General features: G+C 40.4%; 9 protein-coding genes. All 9 read right to left on the reverse strand.

The annotated features are described in order from the left end of the window. Positions 1 to 18 precede the first annotated feature (18 nt). The 9 genes from AC07YT_RS08675 to AC07YT_RS08715 all read right to left on the reverse strand — a co-directional run bounded on the left by AC07YT_RS08675 (position 19) and on the right by AC07YT_RS08715 (position 11,753). Positions 19 to 993, reverse strand: coding sequence for a 3-keto-disaccharide hydrolase (locus AC07YT_RS08675; protein ID WP_086544986.1), 975 nt, complete (start codon positions 991 to 993; stop codon positions 19 to 21). Between the two features lie 289 nt (positions 994 to 1,282). Next, positions 1,283 to 2,476, reverse strand: a complete 1,194-nt coding sequence (locus AC07YT_RS08680; RefSeq protein ID WP_086544985.1) for a phosphoglycerate kinase — start codon at positions 2,474 to 2,476, stop codon at positions 1,283 to 1,285. Between the two features lie 5 nt (positions 2,477 to 2,481). Further along, positions 2,482 to 2,919, reverse strand: coding sequence for a GNAT family N-acetyltransferase (locus AC07YT_RS08685; protein WP_086544984.1), 438 nt, complete (start codon positions 2,917 to 2,919; stop codon positions 2,482 to 2,484). Positions 2,920 to 4,276: 1,357 nt separating this feature from the next. Continuing rightward, entirely contained in the window at positions 4,277 to 5,614 is a 1,338-nt protein-coding gene (locus AC07YT_RS08690; protein WP_086544983.1) for a paraquat-inducible protein A, read from the reverse strand. A 35-nt stretch (positions 5,615 to 5,649) separates the two neighbouring features. Beyond that, positions 5,650 to 6,975 (reverse strand): paraquat-inducible protein A, encoded by a 1,326-nt coding sequence (locus AC07YT_RS08695; protein ID WP_086544982.1) that lies wholly within the window; start codon positions 6,973 to 6,975, stop codon positions 5,650 to 5,652. Between the two features lie 167 nt (positions 6,976 to 7,142). Next, positions 7,143 to 8,129, reverse strand: a complete 987-nt coding sequence (gap, locus tag AC07YT_RS08700) for a type I glyceraldehyde-3-phosphate dehydrogenase (protein WP_086544981.1) — start codon at positions 8,127 to 8,129, stop codon at positions 7,143 to 7,145. Between the two features lie 648 nt (positions 8,130 to 8,777). Then, positions 8,778 to 9,815, reverse strand: a complete 1,038-nt coding sequence (locus tag AC07YT_RS08705; RefSeq protein ID WP_086549233.1) for an MraY family glycosyltransferase — start codon at positions 9,813 to 9,815, stop codon at positions 8,778 to 8,780. A 183-nt stretch (positions 9,816 to 9,998) separates the two neighbouring features. Continuing rightward, a complete protein-coding gene (locus tag AC07YT_RS08710) occupies positions 9,999 to 10,739 on the reverse strand; it encodes a glycosyltransferase family 2 protein (protein ID WP_086544980.1) in 741 nt (246 codons plus the stop codon). 672 nt (positions 10,740 to 11,411) lie between these two features. Beyond that, positions 11,412 to 11,753 carry a hypothetical protein gene (locus tag AC07YT_RS08715; protein WP_086544978.1) on the reverse strand — a complete coding sequence of 114 codons (342 nt, stop codon included), beginning with the start codon at positions 11,751 to 11,753 and terminating at the stop codon, positions 11,412 to 11,414. Positions 11,754 to 12,291: the final 538 nt, after the last annotated feature.

A 12,291-nucleotide genomic window follows, 5' to 3' on the forward strand; every position in this document is an offset into this window, starting at 1 on the left:
ATGATGAAATGTACATCATTATTTTGCGGGTGTAATCACGATTTTCCGGTATTCAATCGGTTCGTGATCTCCCTGAAGGTAAATAGGTCCGGGCTCACCTTCATTACTATCCAGCGCGCCACCCGTTATGCCCGGAATTTCCTGGTTACTGATGATGGTTTTGCCGTTGGCTACCACAGTTACCAGACGTCCCACGAGGGTAATATCGTAACTTTGCCATTCGCCGGGGCCGAGGGTAACCATTTCATTGGCCGTTAAAAAACCGTAAATACCACCAAAAAGTACGCTGTTAGGGTGTGCATCTTTTTTGCTATCCTCAATCTGCACCTCGTAGCGGCCCCTTAAGTATACCCCGCTATTTCCTCCTTTAGCATATTTGAATTCGACATGGAGCTTAAAATCATTATACTTTTCTTCGGTAACGAGGTTTGAACCTGCTTTCGGACTGGTTAAAATGCCATTTTTTACGACCCATTGATTTTGTCCGCTGGCTTTCCATCCTGACAGGTCTTTACCATTGAACAAATTAACAGGTTTGCCCCAGGTTGGTGCAGTAGTCCTTTTCAGGTAAGGTGCCTTAACACCTTTCCAGCTATATTGTTTACCATCGCAATTGGTCATTGTCCCCTGGATCCCTGCATCGGCTACCGTGCCCTCGATAATTAAATTCGATGACCCGTTTTCCCATTGTGGCGGGATTTCGAACCTAAACTTTCCATTGTCGAACTTTACTTCCGCTACCGGACGCGCACTACCGGCAGTAGATACAAAATATCCTACTAAGGTTTTATAACCAGACAGTTTTACTTCCAGCCATGCTGGTGCCGGTTTTCCGTTGATATCGACTGTAATGTCCCAACGGCCGATCAGTGCTGCAGGCTCAACCGCCAATTGAAGGTGATCAGTTTTAGTAACTGTTGCAGCTGATGTTTTTAGAGACGGTGCAGCAAGGAGCAGGCAGCTTATACCAAACGAAAAGATTTCTTTTCTCATATTGTAATTTGATTTATAATGAATTGATGTTTTATACCCAAGACCACCACTACGTTACAGACCAAGGTAAATTGCCAGTAAGGTAGGACTTATTTGTTTTAAGCGCAAGTGCCTTTTGGCTGCTGAACAGTATCGTTACAAGATATACTGCACTACAATAATAATAAGACTTTGTAAAAAAGCAGAGTTGACACCAAGCGCAAAAGGTGTATGTGTTGAAAATAATTTTAAAAACAAAAGCCCTTGCAAATTGATCTGCAAGGGCCCTGTTTATGTGAAGAATGACATTTTATCCATTAATGGCTTTAACACCCGGCAATTCTTTACCTTCCATATATTCAAGCAAAGCACCGCCACCTGTAGAAACGTAGCTTACTTCATCTTCCATACCGAATTTTGCGATTGCTGCAGCTGAATCACCACCACCAATCAATGAGAATGCACCGTTATCTTTAGTTGCGGCCACAACAGCTTCAGCCACAGCTTTAGTACCCACCTGGAAACTTTCCATTTCGAAAACACCCATTGGGCCATTCCACAATAAAGTTTTAGAGTTTTTAATTACATCCTGGAATAATGCCACTGATTTCGGACCTATATCCAATCCCATCCAATCTGCAGGAATCTGACCTGATGTTACATCCTTTTTATCGGCATCGTTTGCAAATTTATCTGCAATTACCGTATCAACAGGTAAAATCAGGTTTACCCCTTTTGCTTTTGCTTTTTCGATCAGTTCTAAAGAAAGTTCCTGTTTATCGGCTTCTAATAAAGAGGTACCAATTTCTCCACCTTGTGCCTTGGCAAAGGTGTAAGCCATACCACCACCAATAATCAGATTATCTACTTTATCCAATAATTTCTCGATCAAAAGAATTTTATCAGATACTTTAGCACCACCCATAATGGCTGTAAAAGGTCTTTCTGCGTGGTTTAATATTTTTTCGGCATTTTCAACTTCCGAGGCCATTAAATAACCGAAGTATTTCGCATCCGGGAAAAACTGGGCAATAATTGAAGTGGAGGCATGTGCACGGTGAGCCGTACCAAAGGCATCGTTTACATAAACATCGCCTAATTTTGATAATTTCTCTGCAAAGGCAACATCACCTTTTTCTTCTTCTTTGTAAAAACGAAGGTTTTCTAACAATAAAACTTCACCAGATTTTAAATCGGCTGCCTGTTTTACGGCGCTTTCACCAATACAATCATCAGCAAATTTAACTTCAACACCAACAAGTGCAGATAAATCAGATAAAATGTGTTTTAAAGAGTATTTATCAGTAGGGCCATCTTTCGGGCGACCTAAGTGAGACATTAAAATAACCGCACCACCATCTTTTAAGATTTTAGAAATGGTTGGCAAAGCCGCCCTGATTCTTTTATCATCAGTAATTTTAAATTCATCATCTAAAGGCACATTAAAATCTACCCTGATTAATGCTTTTTTATCTTTAAAGTCAAACTGGTCAATTGTATTCATGTTAATTATTTTTGATTTAAGTTTAATTTCATTTCGTAATGGAAACCGATGCCAGGGATATCAAATTCCGGCGATTCGGTCGTGAAGCCGATTTTCTTGTAAAAAGCTGCCGCTGTTGAACGGGCATTACACCATAAATAATCGGTTTTATATTCTTTTAAATATTCGATGGCAAAAGTAACCAATGCAGCGCCGTAGCCATTGCCAACGGCATCAGGATGTGTAGCCATGCCCCTTAGCTGATAGCCCTCTCCCTCTTCCGGAAAAAAATCGTTCCGCATAAAAGTAGCAATGGATTTTATTTCTCCATCTTTTAAAAAACCAAGATGAAAAGTATCGTAGGCAAGATCGCCCTCAAAAACACATGCTTCGAACGGTTTGCCATTGCGTAAAACCAGGCTTCTTAAGGGCAGTACTTCTTCTGGAAGAATAAATTTCACCATATTTTTTTATCATTAGCTATATCTGAAGACATAGCGCCGCAACGCTTGCAAAGTTAATAAAGCAATTGAAACCCAATAATAATATCCGTCAGAAAGTTCTAACATTTTAGCTACCGTTAGGTTTGAATTAAAAAGAAAGGGATAATGGACAGCTTGGTGTCGATTCCCTTGCAGATCAGAAGCGTTTAGCCCCTGGCGCAGCGGCATCCCCAAAGCGAAGCGGAGGGATATAGCGGAGAACGGGAACAAACTTGAATAACTGCACAGGCACTGCGCTCCTAAAAGATTAAAACAATGGATCATATATCATTATTAGGAAAGCCAGTGATGTGCTAATCGGTTATGGCAGTCCTTCTTTTCGCTCCTATCTTTTTGTGATGGTTAAGCGGAATGTTGTAGGCTGGTGGAACAAAAAGGATAGCCGCTTCAATAAGGTTTATTGAACAAAGGCTTGTGGAAGAGAAAAACGACATTATCACCATGCGAATTGCATCGGCTTGCTTGCAAAAAGGAAGTGTTTAGCCCCGGGCGAAGCGGCATCCCAAAGTGCAGCAAGGGATATAGCGGAGACCGGGAACAAACTTGAATAACTGTACAGGTACTGCGCTCCAAAAAAGATTAAAATGATGGATCATATATCATTATTAGGAAAGCGAGTGAAGTACTAATCGGTTATGGCAGTCCTTCTTTCCGCTCCTATCTTTTTGTGATCGTTAAGTGGAATGTTGTAGGCTGGTGGAACAAAAAGGATAGCCGCTTCAATAAGGTTTATTGAACAAGGGCTTATAAACAACAGAACTACAATACAACCAAATAAACGGGCGAATTGCATCGGCTTCCTTGCAGATCAGAAGTGTTTAGCCCCGGGCGAGGCGGCATCCCCAAAGCGCAGCGAAGGGATATAGCGGAGAACGGGAACAAACTTTAATAGCTGTACAGGCGCTGCGCTCCTAAAAAGATTAAAACAATCGATCATATATCATTATTAGGAAAGCGAGTGATGTGCTAATCGGTTACGGCAGTCCTTCTTTTCGCTCCTATCTTTTTGTGATCGTATAGTGGAATATTGTGGGCTGGTGGAACAAAAAGGATAGCCGCTTCAATAAGGTTTATTGAACAAAGGCCTGTTAAACAACAGAACTACATTACAACCAAATAAATAGGCGAATTGCATCGGCTTGCTTGCAAAAAGGAAGTGTTTAGCCCCGGGCGAAGCGGCATCCCCAAAGCGCAGCGAAGGGATATAGCGGAGAACGGGAACAAACTTGAATAGCTGCACAGGCACTGCGCTTCTAAAAAAGATTAGACAAATGCATAATCACGTTTTTTTTTTTTAAGAAAGCACCATATTCCCTTTCTACTCACACGAGCCGTTTCGCTCATCCATCCGCTTAAGTAAAAAGGACAATACCTTTGCGTAAACCACATAAGCCACAAACACAAAGAACCCGAGCTGCAGTGCCGAATTATTGGCCGTAACAGTGGTTAGCGTATCGTTTTCGATGTTCAGGCCGGAGAGCTGGCTTTTCAATATTCCGTTTAAGCCGATATAGGTCATTGCAATGCCCACCACCATTACATCAGCCATATCCCATTTTCCGAGATCGAATGCCATAAAGCGCAATACTTTCTGACTTCCGAAAAGATGTCCGCAGGATACATGTACACCTCTTGCCACGATGCGGAGTAGCGGCAATGCCACAACAAATAAGAGCAACAATGCACCAACGAGCACGGCATCTGGTTTCGGCTGTTCGATTAATGTTCCGATAATGCCCAGTATGCTTTTACTCTGAAAAAAAAGCACCTGATTAGTGAAGGCGATTTTATCGCCCAACAATGCAAACTCTAATGTTTTTATACGTGCATCAACCTCAATAATTGGGGAGGTAACCCCTACTGTAAGCAAAACAACAGCAAAGAGCAGCGACATCACAAACAATGGAACGTGCAATTGCACCCGTTTTCTTAAAAAGAGCCAGAGCATTAATGCAATGGCAACGCAAGCCAGCATCGCCCATGCACATTGAAAAGTATCGTGTTTAATTTGTGCAAGTTTGGCCTCTACCAAACGATTGTAAGCGCTTGCTCCGGCAACATGGTACTTTTGATAAATATTATGTTCTACCGTGGTAATGGTGGTATCGGTACTATCGTAGGTTTGCTCTTCCAGCTCGTCTACTTTGCTCGCCGCAACGTTTTTGAGCCGCTTTAAACTGGCCGGACTTGTGATCTTTGTTACAATAGTTTTGGCGAAAGATGGCACCTGTGCATGGAGTTCATCAACGTCTACAAAGCTGTTAAAGGCTAGTTTTTTGAGTTTGCCACCAAGGGTTTTCTGAGGCTTGGTTACTTCGGAAACTGCTTGATTAACCAATCCGTGCAGCTCCTTTTCAATGCCCTTGCGCATCTCTATTTTCTGTTTGGCAGTTAACTTGAAGCCTTTTACCCGTCGGTCTACCACAGCCGAAATCTTCTCTCCCCATCGATCTACCGAGAAGATGCCAAAGGTAATGTTGTTCGATAGGCTGTAATCTTCCTTAATCCGTTTTTGTTCGTAAGAAAGCTGGTGGAAGCGGTAACCGAAATAGGCTTCTCCAATTAAAAGCAGGCTAAGTGCTGTAATTAGCACAAAAGGTGCTAACCAGTTCTTTTTTGCCGGAGTATTTTTAGGATTATGTGTTGTTGTTGCCATAAAAAAATGAATCAAACAGCTGCAATTAAATTGGATTAATGGGCATCGTGCGGTGTAATGAACTTCAATATCGTTGAGAGAATGAGGCCATATAACACAAAGCTGATGAATATGATATATCCGGGCTGCAATGCCGTATTGTTGGTGGTTAGAATGGTAAGCGAATCGTTTTTGATATTAAGTGCCTGAAGTTGCCCTTCGAGCAAGCCATTCAGCCCGATATAAGCCATGAGTATGGCAATGACAATAACATCGGCCATACTCCACTTACCCGATTGGAATGCGAAGTATTTAATTACCTTATTTTCGGCCAGCTTTTTATTCCCCAGGAGGTGTATTCCCGTCGAACTTAACTTGACTGCCGGAAACAGAATACTAAAAACCAATATCAGCACACCGACCAGGATAGAATCGATGCCAGGCTGACTGATGAGTACGCTTACCACGTCCATGATACTTTTGCTCTGAAAAAACAGCACCTGATCTTTAAAAACCACATGCTCGCCGAGCAGCACAAAATCCAGCGAACGGATACGGGCATCAACCTCTATCATTGATGCGGTGAGGCCGACAGCCAGGAGGATAAATGCAAAGAGCAACGACATGACAAAGAGTGTGGTATGCAGATCACGGCGTTTGCGAAGCCCCCACCAAAAACCCAGCACCACCACCACGCAAGCCAGCATACCAAATGAATAACTGTAGGTTTTACTACGAATTTCGGATAACGTTTGAACAAGGTTTTTATTCAATGCATCGGTAGAGCTTACATGATATTTTTTGTACAATGCCCTTACAGAAGCTCCGTTGGCCACAAATGCACTATCGAGCTTTTCTTCATTGGCCAGTTCGTTAAACTCGCCCATGGCCATTTTACTCAGTTGCCGCTTGTTTTTGGGATTATCTACCTCGGCAATAATCTTTTTGGCAAAAGCCGGCACCTGTGCCCTGATGCTGTCGGAGTTTACAAAATTGCGTATCGCAAATTTCTGAATCTTGCCACTGATTGTTTTTTTGGGTTTATTAACCAGTGCCTCAGCTTTGTCTATAAGGGCGAGCAGCACATTTTGCACTTCTGTTTGTAATATTTTCTTTTGTTTTTTGGTCATTTTCAGGTTGCGTACCTGATGGTGCACAATCCTTGAAACATTATCTTTCCATTGCTGCACAGAAAACAGTCCGTAGGTAATGTTATTGATATTGGAATAATCTTCCTTTATGCGTTCCTGCTGATCGGAAAGTTGGTGCAGCCTCAGTCCGAAATATCCTTCCGCAACCAGCAGTGCGGCTAGTGAGAGGATGAGCAATAATTTGGGAAGAAAAGACTTCCGCTCTTTAAGGTGTGTTTTTTGTGTTTCCAAGCGATTCAGTTTACACGTTTAGTCTCTTTTCTTCTTCCTGTCCAGATTGAAGTCCTTGCATTTAGGAAATGCAAAATCTGACCAGCTATTGGCAGATAAAACCAATAAAACACAAAAAGGTTTAGCAAAAGCTAAACCTTTTTTAAAATTACTTAAAACCTTATATTTTACAATCGATCAATTTTCTTTACCACATCGATTAAACGGCTGCTATAACCAAATTCGTTGTCGTACCAGCCTACCACTTTAACCAGATCGCCAACAATAGAAGTTAATAGCGAATCGAAAATACAAGAATGCGGGTTGTCGATAATATCGACAGATACAATTGGATCTTCAGTATACTCCAGGAGGCCTTTTAATTCATTTTCGGCAGCGTGTTTAAAAGCAGCATTAATTTCTTCGATGGTTGTCTTTTTCTTGAGCAGGCAGGTAAAATCGGTCAACGATCCGTTTAAAACCGGAACCCTGATCCCTGCTCCACCTAAACGACCATCCAGTTCAGGAAAAATATGGGTAATGGCTTTTGCTGCCCCAGTTGTGGTTGGAATAATGGAAGATGAGGCTGCCCTTGCCCTGCGCAAATCTTTGTGGTTTGCATCATGCAGGTTCTGATCGCCGGTCATGGAATGGATGGTGGTAATATAACCTTCCTCAACCCCCCAGTTATCGTTCAAAATCTTAATCATCGGGGCAATATTGTTTGTAGTACAACTCGCATTTGATAGTACAGCACTGGTTAAATCAATCTGATGATCGTTTACCCCCAATACCACCATCGGAATATCTTCGGCTGCCGGCGCTGAAATCAGCACTTGTTTAGCCCCTGAGGTAATGTGTTTTTCAGCGAGCGATTTGGTTAAATTTTTGCCTGTACAATCGATAACCAGATCTACCCTAAGTGCCGACCAGGGTAATTCATCGGCATCTTTAATGGCGAAAACCGGAATAGAAAGCTGATTGATCACCAAGGCATCGGGTTTTGCTGAAACATTACCCGCGAAAACACCATGAACAGTATCGTATTTAAATAAGTGAGCCATCGTCTTGGCTTCTGCCAGGTCGTTAATGGCCACTACTTCAAATCCCTCAGCCAATGCCAAGCGTAAAAATGTTCTTCCTATTCTACCAAAACCATTTATTGCCAGCCTCATTGTTATTATAAAAATTAGAGCGCAAAATTAGTATTTATTTATCAAAGCAAAGACCTGATTATATAAGATGGAAAAGGGATGATGCTTTTTGGTTGTAAGGCCAAAAATGTGCTAATATTCTTACAAAATGATGAAGGTTAGCCGGGTAACAAACACGCGTTTTTTAAAAAAATATTTTTTTTTTCGAAGCGCCAAGGCTGAGCTACCATTAGTGTTGGTTCCCGTTCTTCGCTATATCCCTCCGCTACGCTTTGGGGATGCCGCTGCGCCCGGGGCTAGGCATTTCTGATTTGCAAGGAGGCAAACACAAAACTGCTCACCATTTTATAGTTGAAATACTACTTTGTTTTGCTTCACAAACCTCCGTTAAATAAACCTTATTGTAGCGGCTATCCTTTTTGTTCTACCAATCTAAAAACATCTCACTAACCATCACAAAAAGATAGGAGCGGAAAGAAGGACTGCCGTAACCGATAGGCAAACACCTGCTTTACAAAAAAATAAAATTTATTTTCTGAAGCGCAAAGACTGAGCTACTATTAGTGTTGGCTCCCGTTCTCCGCTATATCCCTTCGTTGCACTTTGGGGATGCCGCTGCGACCGGGGCTAGAAACTTCTGATCTGCACAATACAGAAACAATTAGACGACTACCTGCCTTTCTTTTTAAGCAGACTTAAGGTGAGCAGGCTATTGAAGGCAATGCAGAGGCCAATAATAAGCAGAATCAGCACAAAATTTCCAAGATGCTGTAGAATAATGGTAGCCGCTATCGTAGCCAGATTAAACCCCGCAGTCGAAATTACGATCCAGCTGGGCTTTAAGCCTAACTGCTCTAAACGGTGGTGAATATGGTTACGGTCGCCCTTAAACGGAGATCCGCCCTTTAAAATACGAATAGTGAACACCCTTAAAGAATCGAAAACCGGCACAATGAGTATGGCTACCGCTATGGCTGGTGCAGAATAAAAAGCAGGCTTACTCCCACCGGTGAACTTATTAAGCTCTATAAATTTAATGGCCAGCGCAGCAGAAATAAGTCCGATGATTAATGCACCCGTATCGCCCATAAATATTTTAGCTGGAAACCAATTGTACTTTAAAAAACCAGCTATGGCACCCGCCAGGGCAAAGGCAATAAATGCATATGCTATCTGCCCCATAGAAGAAAACAAAATACCGAAAACCAGGCTCGTCAAAATGCCGATTCCACCTGCCAACCCGTCAATACCATCTATTAAATTGAATGCATTATTGAGGAAAATAATCAATGCAATTGAAAAAAGACTTCCCCATAAAGGTAACATATCTCCTATGCCCAATACACCGTAAAGGCTGGTTAAACGGAAAGCACCAAAAAAAACCAGAATAAAAGCCACCACAATCTGCAGAATAAATTTTGTACTGGTATTGGTACCATAAACATCGTCTTTTAACCCCAACGCCGAAAGGATAATGCACGACGCAATTAAAAAATTAGCTTCTTTAAAATTAATAATGGCAGAAAAAAGCAAGATGCTTACGGTAAAACTACCTACAATGGCCAGGCCACCTAAGCGTGAAATATTACGTTTATGGTTTTTACGATGCAGGTCGTTTTTATCAAAAAGGCCATATTTTAATGAGGTATAGATTACACTTGGAATACTGATCACCACGATAGAAAAGGCCAAAATAAATATGGCCATACAGAAATAGTTTGGATTGGTATTCAGGATATCTTTAAGCAAAACGGGATGACTTGATACACAAATATAAGTAATGTCCCCATAACAAACTGTCGTTTATAAATGTTTAACATGACATAAATCAAAGAGAAGCAGTTTTAGAATGATTCAACCGGAGCTGTAGCCAAATTAATCAGGAAAGATTTAAAATTGACTGAGTTTACTCAGCTTTTTCCTCATGAGGGCAAAAAGCGGGTATGGTATGCTGTTTCTCTTCAGCGCTTTATAATCATTAACAAAAGCAGAGATCCTGCCCCTTAAAGATTGGTTACTTACACCACCTGTGCGCATATTCACCATTAAGATGGGTAAATAAACCGCTTCGATTTTATGGGTATAAAAGTAACGTAATATTAATTCGTAATCGGCAGCCGTGCCCAGATCTAAGGCATAATTTCCATTCTTTTCAAACAACGATCTTTTCAAATACAGCGTAGGGTGTGCGGGCATCCAGCCTTTTTTAAGATCTTCCGCTGTGTTTTGACGTGATTTCCAGGTCCTGATAATTTTATGCGTTGTGGGATGGATATAATTCAGATCACCATAAAGTCCATCTATTTCTGGCTGATCGATAAAGGTTTTGGCTACTGAAGCCAATACATCAGGATGTGCAAATAAATCATCGGCATTTAAAATCCCGATTACTTCTCCTGTTGCCCTATTAATTCCTTTATTAATCGCATCATATAAACCTTTATCCTTTTCTGAAATAAAATAATCAATGGCAGATTGGTTTTCCTGAATAATATTCAGGGTTCGGTCTGTCGATCCTCCATCAATCACAATATATTCTATATCGGCATAAGTTTGCGCCATTACCGAACTAAAACACTGTTGCAAAAAGGCTTCGCCGTTGTAAACGACTGTGATTAGGGATATTTTCATGTTTACCAAACGGGATTCTTTGGCTTTTTAAGCTTAAAAATTGGGTAAAGATAAACAATAGCCTTACATATGCCGAATGGTTTTCTATCAAGCGCACAAAGATGATTTACAGTTTATTTCTTCTTTTGATAATGAAGAGACCAAATAGGCCTGCCGCTGCACCTAAAACCCAGGAATGGTCATCGAGGTTGCACTCTACCATGGTATAAACGCCTCGTTGCCCACCAACCACTGGTCCACCCACACATAACAATGCAAGGGCATTTATAGCCCCAAAGCACACATTACATGAAACAGTGGAGGAAGCTGTCCACGAACAATAATTCGCCGACAGAGACGTAGTCGGTGTTGAACTATAGAGTCGTGCACCTAATAGTGAAGTATAGTCTGTGTAAACTAAATTATCAGAAAGCAAACAGCCGTCTACTGTTCCCTGAGCAGTTACACTTAAAGGATTTAAAGTAAAAAGTAATATGATGGCTAGCAAACATTCCTTCATTTCATATCGGTACTGATTCGATATAAAATTAGCTTGCTTGCATTATGGATTCGTTGTTCCTTTTGTTCAATAAATAGGTGCCATCTATGTCTAGGCTATTAGACAAAAACTACATTAGTAGTAAATTATTAAACTCAGTTGCAATCTTTATACATTAAAGAGTTAAACAAATCTTAACAAAGTATTAAGTGTTTTCGTTTAATTAAATAATATCCAGCTCCTCCTAATAGACATAGCGAAAAAATACTGTAATCATCCAGAGGGCAATTTTCCAATGAATAATTAACCAAAGATCCAGTACCATAAAGCATACCATTTTTAGTAATGGTACAGCTACTATATGGTGAAGAAGGTAAAATTACAGCATTGCAATCAGTAGTGCTGTTATAAGTATGCGGCACCTTCGCGCTATTGCCATCATACTCTGTTCCTGAAATTATAACGGTATAAATATAATCGCCGCCATGATTATTATCAATGCAACCTGATTGTGAAGATGCTATGGGTATGTGCATAAAAAAAAGACCTATTGAACAGACTGTAAAAATGAACAGGAAGCGCATAAAAACGTATTATAAAAACTACAATAAATACAAATATTGAAAATAAATGAATTATATACGATGGCGTTTTCAGCTTGGTTTTCAAAAAAGACAATTAAAAAACACTACTAAAGGAATAGAATTAATGACAAATGATAAGAAATCTCATTTAAAACTACAATTAGCGCTATTTTCAGTTAAAAAACGTTTTAGTTAGTACAAATCAACTTATTGATAAATATCATGAACAAAATGAACGAGTAAATTGAAAATTGCTTAGTGAACAGGAGATTATTAAAAGATTAGTTTCAACAGTAACTGTAGAAATCGCAAGGTTAATAAAAATTTTGAGCTAAAATTTCGACTCACTCAAACGTTCTTTTTATAGAAGCAATACATAAACGTTAAGTAATTTACCCAAAATTTCGAAGCCCCTAAACAATATGCTTTGATAAAGGTGAAAATCAAAGCAAGGTTGTTGAACATATTAAAAGCTAATTGCACCAACAAA

The organism is Pedobacter sp. GW460-11-11-14-TSB4, assembly GCF_059423705.1.

Bases quoted from the DNA above. Each gene is read 5' to 3' on its own strand.
- AC07YT_RS08690 (WP_086544983.1), bottom strand. From the start codon at position 5,614: ATGGCAACAACAACACATAATCCTAAAAATACTCCGGCAAAAAAGAAC.
- gap (WP_086544981.1), bottom strand. From the start codon at position 8,129: ATGAGGCTGGCAATAAATGGTTTTGGTAGAATAGGAAGAACATTTTTA.
- AC07YT_RS08685 (WP_086544984.1), bottom strand. From the start codon at position 2,919: ATGGTGAAATTTATTCTTCCAGAAGAAGTACTGCCCTTAAGAAGCCTG.
- AC07YT_RS08680 (WP_086544985.1), bottom strand. From the start codon at position 2,476: ATGAATACAATTGACCAGTTTGACTTTAAAGATAAAAAAGCATTAATC.
- AC07YT_RS08710 (WP_086544980.1), bottom strand. From the start codon at position 10,739: ATGAAAATATCCCTAATCACAGTCGTTTACAACGGCGAAGCCTTTTTG.
- AC07YT_RS08715 (WP_086544978.1), bottom strand. From the start codon at position 11,753: ATGCACATACCCATAGCATCTTCACAATCAGGTTGCATTGATAATAAT.
- AC07YT_RS08705 (WP_086549233.1), bottom strand. From the start codon at position 9,815: ATGGCCATATTTATTTTGGCCTTTTCTATCGTGGTGATCAGTATTCCA.
- AC07YT_RS08675 (WP_086544986.1), bottom strand. From the start codon at position 993: ATGAGAAAAGAAATCTTTTCGTTTGGTATAAGCTGCCTGCTCCTTGCT.